General features: G+C 26.3%; 13 protein-coding genes. 3 read left to right on the top strand and 10 right to left on the bottom strand.

Going from position 1 to position 17491, the window contains the following annotated elements; translation table 11 throughout:
* Positions 1-153: 153 nt before the first annotated feature.
* Together MBBAR_RS00630 and MBBAR_RS00625 are read left to right on the top strand one after the other, a co-directional pair.
* The gene (locus MBBAR_RS00630; RefSeq protein ID WP_080459361.1) at positions 154-852 is read left to right on the top strand and encodes an anaerobic ribonucleoside-triphosphate reductase activating protein; all 699 of its coding nucleotides are present in this window, start codon (positions 154-156) and stop codon (positions 850-852) included.
* A gap of 324 nt (positions 853-1176) precedes the next feature.
* A complete protein-coding gene (locus tag MBBAR_RS00625) occupies positions 1177-2325 on the top strand; it encodes a tetratricopeptide repeat protein (protein ID WP_080459360.1) in 1149 nt (382 codons plus the stop codon).
* Positions 2326-2398: 73 nt separating this feature from the next.
* Here the strand turns inward: MBBAR_RS00625 and glmM are convergent, their stop codons facing one another.
* The 6 genes from glmM to thiC form a co-directional block, all read right to left on the bottom strand.
* Positions 2399-3778 (bottom strand): phosphoglucosamine mutase, encoded by a 1380-nt coding sequence (gene glmM / locus MBBAR_RS00620; protein WP_080459359.1) that lies wholly within the window; start codon positions 3776-3778, stop codon positions 2399-2401.
* A gap of 354 nt (positions 3779-4132) precedes the next feature.
* The gene (locus MBBAR_RS00615) at positions 4133-4531 is read right to left on the bottom strand and encodes an OB-fold nucleic acid binding domain-containing protein (RefSeq protein ID WP_080459358.1); all 399 of its coding nucleotides are present in this window, start codon (positions 4529-4531) and stop codon (positions 4133-4135) included.
* A 529-nt stretch (positions 4532-5060) separates the two neighbouring features.
* On the bottom strand, positions 5061-6713 hold the full coding sequence (locus MBBAR_RS00610; protein ID WP_080459357.1) for an ATP-dependent DNA ligase: 1653 nt from the start codon (positions 6711-6713) through the stop codon (positions 5061-5063).
* Positions 6714-7144: 431 nt separating this feature from the next.
* A complete protein-coding gene (locus MBBAR_RS00605) occupies positions 7145-7633 on the bottom strand; it encodes a ferredoxin-thioredoxin reductase catalytic domain-containing protein (protein WP_080459356.1) in 489 nt (162 codons plus the stop codon).
* Between the two features lie 68 nt (positions 7634-7701).
* Positions 7702-7980, bottom strand: coding sequence for a glutaredoxin family protein (locus MBBAR_RS00600; protein ID WP_080459355.1), 279 nt, complete (start codon positions 7978-7980; stop codon positions 7702-7704).
* Positions 7981-8187: 207 nt separating this feature from the next.
* Positions 8188-9462: a phosphomethylpyrimidine synthase gene (gene thiC / locus MBBAR_RS00595; protein WP_080459354.1), complete on the bottom strand. Its 1275-nt coding sequence runs from the start codon at positions 9460-9462 to the stop codon at positions 8188-8190.
* A 434-nt stretch (positions 9463-9896) separates the two neighbouring features.
* On the opposite strand from thiC, the gene MBBAR_RS00590 reads away from it, so the two are divergent.
* Positions 9897-10283 carry a CBS domain-containing protein gene (locus MBBAR_RS00590; RefSeq protein ID WP_080459353.1) on the top strand — a complete coding sequence of 129 codons (387 nt, stop codon included), beginning with the start codon at positions 9897-9899 and terminating at the stop codon, positions 10281-10283.
* 292 nt (positions 10284-10575) lie between these two features.
* Here the strand turns inward: MBBAR_RS00590 and MBBAR_RS00585 are convergent, their stop codons facing one another.
* The 4 genes from MBBAR_RS00585 to MBBAR_RS00570 form a co-directional block, all read right to left on the bottom strand.
* Positions 10576-11418, bottom strand: a complete 843-nt coding sequence (locus tag MBBAR_RS00585) for a methanogenesis marker 8 protein (RefSeq protein ID WP_080459352.1) — start codon at positions 11416-11418, stop codon at positions 10576-10578.
* A gap of 153 nt (positions 11419-11571) precedes the next feature.
* Positions 11572-12105, bottom strand: a complete 534-nt coding sequence (locus MBBAR_RS00580; RefSeq protein WP_080459351.1) for a phosphatase PAP2 family protein — start codon at positions 12103-12105, stop codon at positions 11572-11574.
* A gap of 780 nt (positions 12106-12885) precedes the next feature.
* Positions 12886-15090: a CDC48 family AAA ATPase gene (locus MBBAR_RS00575; RefSeq protein ID WP_080459350.1), complete on the bottom strand. Its 2205-nt coding sequence runs from the start codon at positions 15088-15090 to the stop codon at positions 12886-12888.
* A 1039-nt stretch (positions 15091-16129) separates the two neighbouring features.
* Entirely contained in the window at positions 16130-17449 is a 1320-nt protein-coding gene (locus tag MBBAR_RS00570) for a prephenate dehydrogenase (RefSeq protein WP_080459349.1), read from the bottom strand.
* Positions 17450-17491 lie beyond the last annotated feature (42 nt).

Below are 17491 nucleotides of genomic sequence, written 5' to 3'. Positions count from 1 at the left end.
TTATAATATAGATGTATAATACATTATGTAATATTTAAATGCATAATAGGGACGTATAATACATTATGTAATATGTAAATGTATAATGTAGATATATGATATGTAAATATATAATATTTTAGTAATATATAATATGGGGTAATTTGTGATAATATGGAAACAGGAGGAACTTTAATATCTTCAGTTGAGTATAATGGAAAGATATCTTTAGTTATATTTATGGCACATTGTCCTTTAAGATGTCCATATTGTCATAATGCAGAATTATTGGAAACTGGTGAAGAAACACCTTTGGAGGATATTTTGGGAATTATTAGTGATTCTTCAGATTATATAGATGCTGTTGTAATATCTGGAGGAGAACCTTTGGTTCAGTTAGATAATACAATTGAAGTATTAAAATATTCAAAGTCTTTAGGTCTTAAGACCAAAGTTGATACAAGTGGTTGTTATCCTAGACGCATAAAAAAAATTTTAAATTTCACTGATTATGTTGCTGTGGATATTAAAGCTCCATTTGATAAATATGGGGAAATTATAGGTTCAGATATTGGTAAAAATGTTGAAAAAAGTATGAAAATAATTAATAACAGTAAAAATACTTTTTTAGAGTGTAGAACTACTTATGTCCCTACACTTTTGAATCATGAAGATATTAAACAAATTTCTCGTGAAATTGATTGTGATGTTTATACATTACAACAATTTAGAAATAATAATGTATTAGATGAAAATTTAAAAGATGTTAAAAATCCAAATCCTTCAGAACTTAAAGAATTAGCTAAAGAAATAAAGCCTATTTTAAAAAAAGTAAAAGTAAAAACATCAGAGTTTGGAGAAGAGTGTATTTAGTAATTTATAAATTAATATATATTATCATAATATTTACTAATATTTCTTACTAAATATTAACATTATGATAATTTGTAATATTTACTTTAATTTGTGATATATTAATTTATAACATATACTGATTTATAATTATTAATTTTATAATATTACTAATTTATAATATACTAATTTATAATATACTAATTTTATAATATATAATAATTTATAAATTACTAAACCAAATCCTAAATAATACCATATTATTAATAGAAACTTTAATTATTTTATATAAAACAATAGATACATATAATTTTATTGAAGTATTCTTTTATTTGGAGGAAGATAATGCCAATCATATCATTTGGAAGCCAAGACATAGACCTCATAACTGGCAAAAAAACAATGACTATTAGAAAGTTATGGAAAAATCCTCTTAAAGTTGGAGATAGGTTACATTGCTATTGGAATTTAGTTTCTAAAGAAAAAAAGAAAATATTTGAAGCTGAAGTTACTGATGTCAAGCTAATTTCATTCAAAGATTTAAAAAATAATGATAAAATAGCTAAAGAAGAAGGATATGATAGTTCTCAAGATATGATTAAAGAATTTAAAAAGATGTATGTTAATGGTATTGATGAAGAAGATATATTTCAAATAATTCGTTTTAAAAAATTAGATGTTAATAAATGGGAAGGTGAAAAGATTGATGAAAAAGCAATGGTGACTCAAAGAGCAGATATATTATTTGATAGTGGTAAATATGATAAATCTGCTCTGTGTTATACTGCTGCTTTAAAATTTGATCCTGAAGATGTTTATTTACTAAATAAGAGAGGAGATAATTTATCTCGTTTAGGTAAGTTTGAGGAGGCTATTGAATGCTATAATAAAGCTTTGAAAATAGAGCCTAAAAATGAATATATTTGGAATAATAAATCTATTGCTCTTCTTAATTATGGTGATCCTGAAGAAGCTTTGAATGCTAATAATAATGCAATGAAAATAAATCCTAAAAATCCTGTTGTTTTATATTGGAGAGGATTTATTTTGGAAGTTTTAGGAAAATTTAACGAAGCTATTGATATCTATGATGATTTATTAAAAATAGATAGTAAAAATCCTGAAGTTTGGAATGCTCGTGGAAATTTGCTTTCTGAAATGGAAGAATTAGAAGAAGCCTTAAAGTCATACGATATGGCATTAGAATTGTGTTTTGATGATGATGAAGTGGATGCTGAAACACAAAATAGAAAAGGCAATGCTCTTTTAGATCTTGGAAGATTTGATGAAGCATTGGAATCTTATGATAAAGCTATAGAAATTGCCAATAATAATTCAGAAGACCCAAGCTATTTTATACTTAATAAAGGAGTTGTTTTAATGGAATTAAATAGATTTCAAGAAGCAATGGAAAGTTTTACTAAAGTATTAGCAATAGATCCTAATAATGATGATGCTAGAGTTTTAAGAGATGAATGTTTGGAGAATTTATAAGCTTTATATAAAGTTCTATAGAAGAAATTATGGAAAAATTTATAGAGATATTATTCTATTTTTATATTAATCACTAATTTTTGAATTTTTCAATCAATGATATTCCCCATTCAGCCATTTCAATAGCTGTTTTTTGGGAATTGCTTTCAGAAAAACATCTAAATATTGGTTCAGTACCAGAAGGACGAATTATAACCCAACCCTCATTTTTAAAGATTTTAACGCCATCAGTTGTATCGATGGTATATCCGAGGTTAGCTACTTCACCTGCAACTTTTTCCATAACTTCTTGTTTTTTATCATCTTCACATTCACATTTCATTTTTTCTGAATAATATACTGGAAGCTCTTCTACAAGTTCTGATAATTTTTTGTTTTCTATAGCCATTATTTCTAATATTTTTGCTGCTGAAAGTGCTGCATCTCTTCCATATACGAAGTCTGGGAAAATTAATCCTCCGTTTTCTTCTCCACCAAATAGGCCATTTTCTTCTTTTAATTTTCGAGCTACTAGAAGATCTCCTACAGCAGTAGCTATTACTTCTCCATTATTTTCTTTTGCAATATCATATATTGCTGTTGAGGTAGCAACTGTAGTTACAATTATATTTGTAGTGTTTTCATGAGCTAAATTTTCATTTTTTTCTTTTAACATTCTTTTTTGAACTAAAGAGAATGATTTATCACCAAGAACAAAATTTCCTTTCTCATCAATACATATTGTTCTATCAGCATCCCCATCATGGGCTATTCCTAAATCTGCACCTAAATTTTTAACAGCAGATATTAAATCACCTAAATTTGCTTCAATCGGTTCTGGGTCACGACCAGGGAAAAATCCATCTGCTTGAGAATTTAATGTTATCAATTCACATCCAAGTCTTCTTAAAATAATTGGTGCAGTAAAACATCCTGCTCCTGATCCACAATCAAGAACAACTTTTAATTTAGCCTCTTGAATTGATTTAACATCAACTCTTTTAAGAACTTCTTCTATGTATTCTTCGATTATTTTATCATTTTTAAAAAGATTTCCAATAGATTTCCAAGATGCACGATCTACTTCACCATCAAAATATATATTTTCAATAGCTATTTCATCAGTATCACTTAAACCTATACCATATTTATCAACAAATTTAATACCATTGTATTTTGGAGGGTTGTGGGATGCAGTGACTATTATTCCTCCATCGTAATAATTTCGAACAGCATACTGTACTGCAGGGGTTGGTAGGATTCCTAAATCTATAACATCACATCCAGAGGACATAAGTCCTGCAATTATGGCATGTTTTATCATTGGTGTCGTTGTTCTAGTATCTCCTCCAATAGCTACTTTCCCTTTGATTAAAGTACCATAACTTGCAGCTAGCTTTGATGCAAATTCTGGTGTTAAAACGTCATTAGCTGTTCTTCTTACACCAAATGTCCCAAATAATCGTTTTTTCATTGTAATAACCTTTTAAATTCTTTTTATAATTATAATATAGTTTATTGAAGTTTTTTCATTGATTAAATAAATTTTTATAACTTTCTTATTTGATATATTTAATTATTATATTATTAATGATTTTGGATATAAATTTAATTCTTCTATTTACTTATATTTTCCTGTTTTTACACATTTAATTTCTATTTTAGTTTCATTCTATTAAATTTAATTCTATTTTAAGCTTAATTAAATTATTATTATAATAAATGTTAATTGGATAGAATATACTGAATATAATTTATTATAATAATTAATTAGAATAATATTTTATTATAATAATTCATTGAATATAATTTGTTAGATATAGAATTTTTAGTTTTCTATCTTGATGGAATTTGAATCATGTATAATTAATTCCATTGTTGATTTAAATTCAGTAACCGTTCCTGTAACTATGACCTTTTTATTTTCGAAATTTTCAAGGTTAACCTCATTTTCTGCAAATTTTGTTATTGTAGATTCAAATATCATCATATTTATTCTTCCAGAACCATCATTAAGAGTTAGAATGTAATTTTTTCCATTTGATGATTTTTGTATCTTATCTATATTTCCAGTAATCGTAACCTCTTCATCTATCATTCCTCTATCTATATCTTTTATAATCACTTCTTTGGGATTTATTTCTCCTGCAAAAATAATCATTCCTATTAATCCAATTATTGTTGTTATTAAAGCTATTTTAAATATTTTTTCATCTGTTATTTCCATTTTAACATCCTAATTTTTTATTTTAGATTAAATATTTTAAAACAATATTTTAATTATCTTTATGAATGTTTGAGGAAAAATAATATTTAAATCTTACTCAATTATCTTAATAATTTGAATTTTTCTCTTTTTGATTGTTTTACAATTAATAAATTCTTATTTTATTGTAAAATTTATCTTCTTCTTAGAAAATTTATTCATTTTAAAAATAGCTATAGCAAATAATAAAATAAATTAATAAGAATAATGGCTATGATAGTTATGATAAATAGTGGAGATAATAGAAATAGTGAGAGTAGTAGAAATATTAATTATAAGAAATTATAATAGAAATTTTAGCTTTAATAAAAACAATAACTAATAGGATATGTGAATTTAATATAATGATAATGAAACATGATATAATTTAAAAAATAAATAATATATAATAATTAATATGGAAATAAAACATATATAGTAATCAATAGAAATAATAAATAGATATAATAAATAGATATAATATTAATGGGAAGATAATTATTTATTCATCCTATCCTTTAAACATAGATTTTAAACGTTCCACAGTATCAATATCTGCTAGTCCTTTATCTTCCCTAATTCTTTTTACTACTGGAAATCTTAAAGAGTATCCTGCTTCATATTCAGGACTTTTAACTATCTCACTATATGCAATTTCTAGAATTATTCTTGGCTCAACGTTTATCTTTGTACCTTTTTCTACAATTTTGTATTTTTTCATGAGGTTAGTTAGTTCTGCTAATGTTTCATCATCTAAACCAGTAGCTACATGTGCTAGTGTTTTTAAACCACCATTTTCATCAGCTAAAGCTACTTTATATGATCCAATAAAGTTTGCTCTTTTTCCAACACCGTAAGTTCCACCCACCACTACTACATCTAATGTTTCTGGTTCAGCCTTAAATTTTAACATTTTTTTGCCACGTATTCCAGGAATATATGGTTCTTTTGGATTTTTTATCATAATTCCTTCATGCCCTTTAGATATAGACTCATTAAAAAGTGTTTGAGCATCTGAAATATTTTCAACTGTGACTTTAATCATTTTGCTAAGGTTTATTTGGCTTTTTTCGGTTTTAACAATAGATTCAAGTGTTGCACGCCTTATTTCTAATGGATTATCTATCATTGGTTCTTTAAAATATAGGAGGTCAAAAAGATATAATTTGAGTGGTACATCTTCAATTGCTTTTTCAATATTGTATTTTCTTCTTACTCTTTGCAGCATATACTGAAAAGAGATAGGATTATTGTTTTTTGTAGCAATTATTTCGCCTTCAGCTATAAAATCTTGGTTGGGGAATGATTCTCTAATATAATCTACCATTTCAGGAATTGCTTTACTAATATTTTCAAGTCGACGGGTAAATAGGTTTATTTCATCATCTTTTTTATGTATTTGAACTCTTATTCCATCATATTTTGTTTCACAGATAGCTTCTCCCATTTCTTCAACACTAATAGCTATTCCCTCTGAAAGCTGAGCTAACATAGGTTTTACTGGCTTACCAGGACTTAAATTCAATTTTTTGAGTCCATTTTCTCCTTCTTCTTTAGCTACTTTAGCTACTAGTCCTAAATCATTTGTAAGCATATGTGCACGATCTGCAACTGATTTTTCTACTTCAAATGCTTGTGAAATTGCGTCACGTATTGTTCCTTCTCCAACCCCTATCCTAAGCTCTTCAATTATAGTTCTTGATATATATTTTGCTTCAGTTGCTGTAGCAGATGATAAAAGTTCTAAAACAATAGCTATTTTCCTTGATGTTGACCTATCACCAGAGATTTTAGTTAATTTTCTAAGATTATTAAATACAAAATCTATCTCGAGAGGTTTAAAAAAGAAAGTAGTTTGAGATTTATTTTTATACAATTCTTCAGCAGCTCCACCAATATCTCCTTGTTCTCTTACTTGGTCCTCTACTTTATTTATTGAAACACCCACAACATTTGCTATTGATTTCATAAGTAATTTATCAGCTAAACCTTGTTCTTCTTCACACCATGGAGGAAAAACTGTACCTAAGGCCATAAGAACAACTTTGGGGAGTGTTTCAGTATCTACTTCTTTAAAAAATTCAGATAATATGCTTGTTTTTTCCAAACGCTTTGTTGTTGCAGCCAATGATTCATATACATCAACTAGTTTTTTATACTTCATTTTACCTTTACCTTGTTTTATCAGTATATTCTAGCAAATAATTATCGATTTATGTTTTGATTTACTATCCATTACTATCATATTTCAATAACTAATAATTATCTATTATAATACTATAAATATTTAATATTATAAATATTAAAGTTATAGGATTGAAATTGAGTACTATAATAAATTTATATATTATAAAAAGATATTTTATGAAAAATTTAAAGTTTAAAAATTTAAAATTTAAAAATTAAAGTCAAATAATTAAATAGCTAAATAATTAAAGATTCAAATAATTAAAGACTAAGATAATTAAAGACTAAAATCAAATAATTTTAAATATTAATAATTACAATTAAAGATAAAATTGTTAAAATATTAAAATTGTTAAAATAGTAATTATATTAAAAATAAAAATTAATTTGAATAAATATTATGTTAAATTACAATATTTGTTCAAATCTTTCAGCATCTACTTTACAGATTGGACATTTATTTGGAGGTTTTGGTCTACTACATAAATATCCACAAACTTTGCATCTCCACACAGGAAACTCAAAATTAAGAGATGAAACATTATCTTCGTTTGATTGAGTCTTTTTATTTTTTTTAAGTTCCAATTCCTTCAACCTCCTATCTGGTATTGATGTTAACTTTTTTTTACCATCTAAAACATCTTGAGTAACATATAATGCACAGAAGCAGGCTCCATAATTATCTAAATCCTCATCTCTGTAATCACAGGGACAAATCAAATCAAGATCTTTTTCTTTTTCTCCTGATGCTAATCTACAAGGACAAGCTCCATATCCATATCTTTCAATATTAACATCAATGTTTTCAAGCAACATCTCTACAAATTCCACATCAGCATTGACATTATAACCAGAAGATTCGGCTTCTTTTTTAAAGTTATCATAAGCTTGACCCATAATATCCCTTTTTTCCTTATATTTACTCTTTTATGCTTGATACATCACTTTTATTAATTTTTAAGTTTTTAACTTAATTTGGCTTTAATTTTATCCTCTTCGAATCCAATTATTGTATCAGTATCGTTTATCACTAATGTTGGGAATGAAATGTCTGGATTATATTGTTTAAGAGTTTCAACAGCTTCTTCTCTTTCATCACCATTTGTTAAATCAACATAAATGTAATTGTATTCTACCCCAAGATTTTCAATTAGCATTCTTGTTTTTTTACACCATCCACAAGTACTCAAAGCAAACAAAACAATGTTTCCTTTATTTTCACCATCTACATGTTCTAATTTCATTTTATAACTTCCTTTTATTAAATTTTATTAAATTTTAAGTAATGATTCATTTATACTTTTATTATTCATATTATATTAATTTATTCTATTATTTTACTGAAAATTCATTATATTAATAACAATTTATTATTTTACTAAAAATTCATTATTTTGCTAATTCATTATTTTGTTGAAATAAATATTTTTTTAAAAATCCTATAAAAAATTTTAAAAGTCGTCTTTTGCTATTCTAATAGCACAGTATTCTCCGCACATGGAACACATATCTTCTTCTTCCACTGGACAGCTTTCACGATATTTTTCACATTTCTCTCTATCAAATGCAAGTTCAAACTGTTTATCCCAATTAAATGTTTTTCTAGCTATCGCCATATCTTTTTCTTTCTCTAATGCAGAATTTAATCCTTTTGCAACATCTGCAGCTTGAGCTGCTATTTTAGAAGCAATAACTCCTTCTTTTACATCTTCAAGGTTTGGAATTGATAGATGTTCAGCAGGTGTAACATAACATAAGAAATTAGCTCCTGATTGTGCAGCTATAGCTCCTCCTATTGCAGAAGTAATATGATCATATCCTGGAGCTAAATCAGTCACTATTGGTCCAAGAACATAGAAAGGAGCACCGTAACATAGAGTTTTTTGTATTTGCATATTTGATGCTATTTGGTTCATTGGAACATGTCCTGGACCTTCTACCATACTTTGTACTGATGCATCTTGTGCTTTTTTTACTAAAGTTCCAAGATTTACTAATTCTTGTATTTGTGAGATATCTGTTGCATCCTGAAGACAGCCAGGTCTTAATCCATCCCCTAAACTTAATGTAATATCATATTCATTTGCTATTTCAAGAATATAATCATAATTTTCATATAATGGGTTTTCTATACCATTATGAAGGATCCATGATGCTAAAAAGGTACCTCCTCTACTAACAATCCCCATTGTTCTTTTAGCATGTGTTAATTTTTCTACAAGGTCTTTATTTATACCACAGTGAAGTGTCATAAAATCAACACCTTCTTTGGCTTGATTTTCAATGGCTTTAAAAATATCTTCTTCACTCATACTTGTTATAGGCTCTCCTCTTTTTTGTGTAGCTACTCCTGCTTCATATATTGGAACAGTTCCTATGGGGATATTTATTTCATCCATTATTTTTTCTCTAAATTCTTTAAGATTTGATCCAGTACTCAAATCCATTACTGCATCAGCACCATATTTCACTGCTGTTTTAGCTTTTTCAATTTCAAGAGGTAGATTTTCCATTTTTGTTGATGATCCAATGTTTGCATTGATTTTTGTTTTCAAGTTGTCTCCAATTCCACATGGTTTTGTTTTTCTGTTGATATTTTTTGGTATTACAACTTTACCTATAGCAATCATCTTTCTAAGTTTTTCAGGAGAAATATGTTCCTCGTTAGCTATAATTTCAACTTCTTTAGTTATGTTGCCTTTTCTAGCTTCTTTCATTTGAGTCAATTAAATACCTCTTTTATTTGTTGCTTATTATTTACTAATATTTATTTATTAAACTATTATCATTGTTATTATTATAGTTGACATCTTTAATATTTTCACTGTTATTGTTCAACTATTATCTTATCTTAGATTTCTTAATATTTATTATTCTTATTTTTATCATTATTTTTATTCTTTTTTTTATTATTTTTATTCTTGCTTTTTTATTATTTTTATTATTTTTATTCATCATTTTTTATATTTCTCATGTTAAGCATTTTTATTTTATTTTTCTGTGTTTTGCTATTAAGTTTATTAATTAAACTATTAAAATTAATTTAATAATTAATGAATTTTTAATAATTAAAAAGGAATTAATATTAAAAAAGGAATTAATAATATTAACAAAAGAATTAATAATAATTTTAATATATTAGTAAAAACAAAATATTATTATGATTGAAGATTTATGTGCTAAAGATATAATGTTGAAAGATGTTATAGTTTCATCACCCACTGACTTGGTAGCAGCTGCTAAACTTAAGATGGTAAGGGCAAACATTGGGGGTGTTCCTGTTGTTGACGGTGATGAACTTGTAGGTCTCATAACTCATAGAGATGTTTTACTTGCAGGTAGTGAAGCTATGGGACTTAAAGTTGGAGATTTAATGAGTAAAGAATTATCTACAGTAACAAAATCAGTAAATATAAAAGAAATAAGTAGAATAATGTCAGATACTGGATACCAAAGAATTCCTGTTGTTGAAGATAAAAAACTCCTTGGTTTAATTACTCAAAGTTGTATAATAAGGGCGTTTGCAGATAATATTGATAAAAAATAGTTTATATGATTAAAAATATAATCAAACATTAATATACAAACATTAATATATTAAATTAATTATTATAATATTAAATCTAATCAATATATATAATATAAAATATTTATACAATATTTAAATAAGTTTTAATAAAGTTTAATAGCTTAATAAGATTTAATAAATTTTATTAGTTTTAATAAGATTCAATAAATTTTACTAGTTTTAGTAAAATTAAATAAAATTTACTTTTCTTAATATAAGATTTAATAATATTTACTAAGTTTTACTAAGATTTGAATAGGAAATCATATTTTTAAATTAATGGTTCTGGTGTTTTAGGATCTTTTTTAGGTTTCATTCCTCCTATATGTTCTAATCTTAGTTCTAAAAAATATTTTCCTTTGTTTGTTGCAGCATAGATTGGTATTGACTCTCCTACTTTTTTCTTAGATTTTTCATCACCAATATCTCTAATATCTTTTGAAGCACATGAAGTTATAACATCACAGTATTCAAATAGCTGTTCACAACCCTCTCGCTTAATGCCAGTATTATGAACACTAAATATGTATATATTTATTTTTTCACCATTTTCATTATATTTTTTTTCTAATTTTCTTATATTTTCTGCATCATCGGGATTAGCTATTGTAACTGCGATATTTTTATGTCCCTTAGATTTTGCTAATTCAATACCTTTAATTTGATCAATTAAAGCGTTTTTTGGATCAAGAACATTTTTTTCTCCAATTTTACCAATTATTTTAGGTATTGGCTTTGTTTCAGACAAACCAGATACACGTCCTCCAATTCCTTGAGCCATTTCTCCAGTTTCAACAATCACGGTTCCACAGCCTTCACAAACCATAATTGCACAATCGATAATATTTTGATTTAGTAGTGTTGAAATAGTTTCAGAGATTCCAAAAGATAAGAAATCTTTCATTTTAATCTCCCTATCTTCTGAACACATTCCAAAATCAGCCATCCTAAATTCTATATTTTTTTTTATTGATTCTTTATCTAATTTTTCAATTCCTCTATGTTTATGAAATAATGGACAATATTCTATTTTAGGATCCTCTATATCAATAACTTTTCCATCTCTAATAGTAATTTTAGCTCTTCCCATAGCTTCTATAATATGTTCATCCATTTTAACACCTACTAAGAATAGTATTTGTATAAATATTAAATATACTTGTTTTTATTATTATTTCTACTTTATTATTTCTATTTATTATTATTTTTACTTTTAATTAGTATATTTATATTATATTTTTTATAATATTTTTATATATTTTTTATATTATTTCTTGTAATATTTTTTAAGATTAATTTTTTCTTTTAGAAAGTTTATATCATTAAAATATCTATTTACTATAAAAGTAGCTAATAAACCTCCAAATATTCCAATTATTGCTCCAATAAGAATATCGAATGGATAATGAACTCCAATATACACTCTTGAAAAACAAGTTAATAATGCTATTGGATAAAGAATCCAAGCTAGTTTAAACTGTTTTCCTCTTAATTTTAATGTACAGTTAAGACCAAATGCAGTAGCTAATGCGAATATGTTTCCTGAGTGTCCTGAAGGAAAAGAATAGGGGTCATTTTCTATAATTAATAGATTTACATATTTTAATACTATAAAAGGTCTTGGTTCTTCCACTAATACTTTTAATGTAAATATTATTGCAGCTGTAATTATAAAGGCAATTAATCCAATTATAGCTAATCTTCTTAATTTCATATTTTTTTTTAAAATACCAACTATTAATAGTACTGTACTTATAGTGAAAACGACTATAGTACTACCTATATCTGTTATAACTGGCATTAAAAAATTAAAAAAAACTATTTTTTAGTGTATGATTTATAAAATAAAATAATGATATATTCATTTCTATTAAACATTCATATATACTCGTAATTATTCAATCAACCCATTTTCTTTTATTAAAATCATCTTTATATAATTATTAATATTTTTATCTAATAATTTTATATAATAAAAATTTTATTTAATAATATTTTTTTTCTAATAATATTTTTATACTAAATAATATTAATTATCATTATCAATGATATAATTATTATTAATCTAACTACTATTATTAATAAAATTTTTATTTTTTATTCATTTTTTATTATATATCTACTATTTTTTATAATTCTCTTATTTTTTTATATTTCTGTTAATTTTTTTATATTATTACTATTTTTATATTATTATTATTTTTATTATTCTTATTATTATTTTTATTAAGAGTTATTCTATCTTTATTATTATGAATTATATAAAAAGTATTACTAGTAGAAAATAAAAAAGTGAGGGTAATCATTAAGATTCCCTCACTTTAATGGGTTTTTAAACCACAGATTGATTTAAAGGGTGTTTTTAAAATTTTGAAAATCAAAAATTTTCATATTATGAAATTATGATTTTCCAATCTTGTAGTATTTTTGATCTGTTTTCATCAGGAGAGATGAATTCTCTAATTTTTTTGATTTCAATTTAATGATAGTTTTTTATATATGAGGTAATATAAGGAGGTTAGTGGCTAATTAATCTATCAATTAATCAGAACTATTCATTAATCTAATCAACAGGGTTTACTTAGAGATATTGCACCATATCTCCATCATCTGAAGTTGGTTTAACTTTTTCCATAGCTTTATTAAAGTATTTCATACTCACTTCTTTAGCTTCAATATTATCTCTTAAGGTTAACATTGCAGCTTCACGACAAACAGCTTCAATATCTGCTCCAACATAATCTTCAGTTTCTTTAGCTAATTTTTTGAGATTAACATCTTTTGCAAGTGGCATGTCAGCACTGTGAACTTTAAATATCGCGAGACGTCCTTCTTCATTAGGATTCTCTACTTTAATATGCCTATCAAATCTTCCTGGTCTCATTAATCCCGGATCAATGATATCTGGTCTATTTGTTGCTGCAATAATTGCCACATCTTGTAATTCTTCCATACCATCGATTTCAGTAAGTAACTGGTTAACCACCCTTTGAGTTACACCAGAATCTCCACTAGAATCGCCTCTTGTACTTGCAATAGAATCAATTTCATCGAAAAAGACGACTGTAGGTGCAGTTTGTCTTGCTTTTCTAAATACTTCCCTTACGCCTTTTTCAGATTCTCCTACCCATTTAGATAAAAGTTCTGGACCTTTAACTGCTATAAAGTTAGCTTCACTTTCATTAGCTACAGCTTTAGCTAAGAGTGTTTTACCTGTACCTGGAGAACCAAATAATAATGTTCCTTTAGGAGGTTTAACTCCAAATTTTTCAAAGTTTTCAGGATATTTTAATGGCCATTCAACAGCTTCCTGTAATTCTTGTTTAGCATTTTCAAGTCCTCCTATATCATCCCATCCAATATCTGGGATTTGGACTAGAACTTCTCGAAGTGCTGAAGGTTGAATCTCTTTAAGAGCTTCTTTAAAGTCATCTTTTTTAACAATTATTTTTTTCAAGGTTTCTTTAGGTATCTCTTCGTCACCTTTTATTTCAGGTAGGATTCTTCTTACAACTCTCATAGCTGCTTCTTTACATAAGGATTCTAAATCCGCTCCTACAAATCCATGTGTGGTATCAGCTATTTCATCTAAATCAACATCTTCATCTAAAGGCATTCCTCGTGTATGTATTTCCATTACTTCTTTTCTTTCCTCACTATCTGGAACACCTATTTCAATTTCTCTGTCAAATCTTCCAGGTCTTCTAAGTGCTTGATCTAAGGAATCTGGCCTGTTAGTAGCTCCTATAACTACAACTTGTCCTCTTGATTTGAGTCCATCCATCAAAGTAAGTAATTGTGCAACGGTCCTTCTTTCTACTTCTCCTTGAGTTTCTTCTCTTTTTGGAGCTATTGCATCTAATTCATCTATAAATATGATAGACGGAGAATTTTCTTCGGCTTCTTCAAAGAATTCTCGAAGATTTTCTTCAGAACCTCCTACATATTTGCTCATTATTTCTGGACCATTGATAAGAATAAAATGGGCATCACTTTCACTAGCTACTGCCTTGGCTAAGAGTGTTTTACCAGTTCCTGGAGGTCCATGCATTAAAACTCCCTTTGGTGGGGAAATTCCTAATCTTTCAAAAAGTTCTGGTCTTTTAAGAGGAATTTCAATCATTTCTCTTACTTTTTTAACTTCTTCCTTTAGACCACCGATGTCTTCATAACTAACATCTATAACATTTTTCATTCCTTCAACTTTTGAAACATCGACTGGTTCAGTTTGGACTTCTAAAGTTGTATTTGGACCAACTTTTACAATTCCTGCAGGGCTTGTAGAAACAACTGCTAACTTTATCTCACCGAGTGGAGAAACATCCATCATTTCTCTAAACATATCATCAATTAAACTTCCACCCCTGCCAGGTTGAGGGGTACGTTGTTGACGAACTCCGGTAACAATAATATCTCCTTGTGTCATTACTTGATTTGCAAAAGCAGATCTAACATCTCCTCTAATACTTATTTGATGTTCTACTGGTGCAAGAACAATCTTTTTAGCTTCTTTAACCTCAGCCTTTCTAACGATTATTTCTCCTCCAATAGATGCTCCTGCATTTTTTCTTAATATTCCATCAATTCTAATGACACCTAACCCAATATCACTTTGTGATGAAACAGCTTTTGCAGCTGTGATTTTATTTGCTTCAATTTCAATTATATCTCCATCAAGAAGATCTAATTTTTCCATACATGCTGGATCGATTCTCGCGATCCCTCTTCCAACATCGCTTTGAGCTATTGCTTCAGCGACTTTAAGATTTATTTCTTGTCTTTCCATTTTTAAAAACTCCCTTTTTTGTTTAAATACTTATGAAAAATAAAAATTATAATGTTTCAAAGTTTTTTGTAAAATATCTTTTTAATTATACTTTTAAAGCATATTTTTTAAAGTATTTTTTAAATTTTTAATATATTTTTGTTAAAGTGTATTCTTGTAACAATAATATATAATCTAAATATTTTATTAATCAATTAAAGTTTGTTATGCTTTATTTTTTGATTTATATTTGTTATAAAGTTAATAATAATAAAAATAATAATTTTTAAGCTTGATTAATGTAAAATGGATTGTTATTCTAGGATTAATATTCATATTACATTAAAAATCTTTTAGTAAGTTTTTGTTACTATAATATAACTTGTTGTTCATACTATATAAAGGTTTCGGTATATAGAAATAATCAAAGTTTAATATTTAAATATTTGAACTTTATTTTAAAAATAATCATTAATTATTAGTTTAAAAATTTGAAAAATTGATAAAAAAAGGTATATGTTCTATATTTTATATTTGGAATAATATTTACGTGTTATATTCGTTTTAAATAATTGTTTCATATTAAATAACTTTATTTTTTAAGTAAATAATAAATAACCACTTTTTATACCTTCTGAATTATTATATTTACTAATTTTTCAGGGTCATATGAATCATTTAAAGCATTCTAATTTAAAGATCATTTCACTGAAATATGTAAGATTTTCAATATTTTCACAAGAGAAATTCATATTCTATATCATAATTGCGTATCTCTGATCAGATTCATAGTTAAAATCTTCTCAAAATCTACTTGAAGACCTATATTCCGACTCTCCACTATATAAAAAGAATATTCATTCAATAATTAATATTATAATACTAACTATTATAATTATAATACTAATTATAATACTAATTATTATAATAATTATTATAATAATTCCTATAATTAATATTGATTTATTTTTTCATATAATAAAAAACATTAGAATGTAAAATTTTATTATTTTGTATATCAAAAAGAAAATAAGGAAGATAACCTAGTAAATGACTATTTTTACCTTATAATTCCACCAAAACCTTCTAATACATCTTTAACAGATTTAAAAGTAGATTTATCAAATGCAACGATCTCAAATGTAAAACTAACATTTCCTTCAGATATTTGATGCCCAGTATAAATATCTGTAACTTTTATACTAATTATATCATCTACACAATTTTTTATAGTGTCTTTTATAATCTCTGCATTGGAATTTTTTGGAAATATACAGCTAATAGAATTTGTTTTAGTATTTTGGTTTTTAATTTTCCAATCTAGCAAATCATATTTATCTAAGATTTTAATATTAGCTATTTTAAGTTTTTTCTGATTTTTTCCAGTATCTAATATTATAAAATCAGGATTAACTTGATTCAAAACACCTATATGGACTTCTTCAGAATATATATGTTGTAAAGCTATTTCTTTTCCAATTGAATTTTTAAGAATAGTTAACTCATGATTTTGAGAATCAATAGCTTTATCACTTCTACCAAGTGCAGATTGTATGTCATCTAAATTTTTTGTAGCTTCAATTGCTATTTTTACAAAGTTATCTTTATCATGATTAGTAATGACTTTTTTCAGCTCTAACACTGAATCAGCAAAGGTTTGCCTTACTTTTTCCCCATTTTGATTTTCTAATTGTATTGAATAAGTAAGAAATGGATTTTGGGAAACTATTCTTGATATCATATCAACCATAAGATTGTAAATAGGACTTGCAAACTTTCTTGTGTCTTTTATATTAATTCCAAGTTTTTTAATTGCTGAAGCTGTTGAAATATATGAAAAATGAGTTAAAACTTGAACAACAGCCATCATATCGTCGTGTTCTTCTGGGCTTGCTTCAATTATCCTAACTTTTCTATCGTTTAAAAATTTTAAAATTTTGGGATACCATTTTCCTTCTTTTTGTTTTTGAGATATAGGTGTTAAAACAACTACTTGTCCTTCTAAATTAGTCGTTCTCGGCCCAAAAACAGGATGTGTGGGTATAAATTCAACATCATCATCTAAAAGAGTTTTCATTAGATTACTAGGTTCTACTTTAACAGAAGTCACATCAACAACTAAAGAACCTGGTTTAACTGATTTAGCTATTTCTTTAATCACTTTGCTAGTTGTTGATATTGGTACTGATATTATAATAATATCTGATGAAGATGCTACTTTTTTATTATCATTTGAGTATTCAACATTTAGATCTTCACTAACTTGATTTCCAGTAACAGTATCTCGTCCTGTGATTGTTACATCAAACTCTTCTTTGCTTAAGATACTTGCAAGAGTCTTTCCAAGACCTCTTGTTCCTCCAATAATTCCAATTTTCATTTTATCTAATATTCATAAATATTCATATTTTATCAACAAAGG

It is taken from the genome of Methanobrevibacter arboriphilus JCM 13429 = DSM 1125 (assembly GCF_002072215.1).
Lineage (GTDB): Archaea > Methanobacteriota > Methanobacteria > Methanobacteriales > Methanobacteriaceae > Methanobinarius > Methanobinarius arboriphilicus.
This window is presented reverse-complemented; position numbering and strand designations above follow the sequence as displayed.

What these genes read in the sequence shown, in the direction of transcription:
- glmM (WP_080459359.1), bottom strand. Translation starts at nt 3,778, where the DNA reads ATGAAAAAACGATTATTTGGGACATTTGGTGTAAGAAGAACAGCTAAT.
- MBBAR_RS00575 (WP_080459350.1), bottom strand. Translation starts at nt 15,090, where the DNA reads ATGGAAAGACAAGAAATAAATCTTAAAGTCGCTGAAGCAATAGCTCAA.
- MBBAR_RS00570 (WP_080459349.1), bottom strand. Translation starts at nt 17,449, where the DNA reads ATGAAAATTGGAATTATTGGAGGAACAAGAGGTCTTGGAAAGACTCTT.
- MBBAR_RS00605 (WP_080459356.1), bottom strand. Translation starts at nt 7,633, where the DNA reads ATGGGTCAAGCTTATGATAACTTTAAAAAAGAAGCCGAATCTTCTGGT.
- MBBAR_RS00615 (WP_080459358.1), bottom strand. Translation starts at nt 4,531, where the DNA reads ATGGAAATAACAGATGAAAAAATATTTAAAATAGCTTTAATAACAACA.
- MBBAR_RS00580 (WP_080459351.1), bottom strand. Translation starts at nt 12,105, where the DNA reads ATGCCAGTTATAACAGATATAGGTAGTACTATAGTCGTTTTCACTATA.
- MBBAR_RS00590 (WP_080459353.1), top strand. Translation starts at nt 9,897, where the DNA reads ATGATTGAAGATTTATGTGCTAAAGATATAATGTTGAAAGATGTTATA.
- MBBAR_RS00625 (WP_080459360.1), top strand. Translation starts at nt 1,177, where the DNA reads ATGCCAATCATATCATTTGGAAGCCAAGACATAGACCTCATAACTGGC.
- MBBAR_RS00610 (WP_080459357.1), bottom strand. Translation starts at nt 6,713, where the DNA reads ATGAAGTATAAAAAACTAGTTGATGTATATGAATCATTGGCTGCAACA.
- MBBAR_RS00585 (WP_080459352.1), bottom strand. Translation starts at nt 11,418, where the DNA reads ATGGATGAACATATTATAGAAGCTATGGGAAGAGCTAAAATTACTATT.
- MBBAR_RS00630 (WP_080459361.1), top strand. Translation starts at nt 154, where the DNA reads ATGGAAACAGGAGGAACTTTAATATCTTCAGTTGAGTATAATGGAAAG.
- MBBAR_RS00600 (WP_080459355.1), bottom strand. Translation starts at nt 7,980, where the DNA reads ATGAAATTAGAACATGTAGATGGTGAAAATAAAGGAAACATTGTTTTG.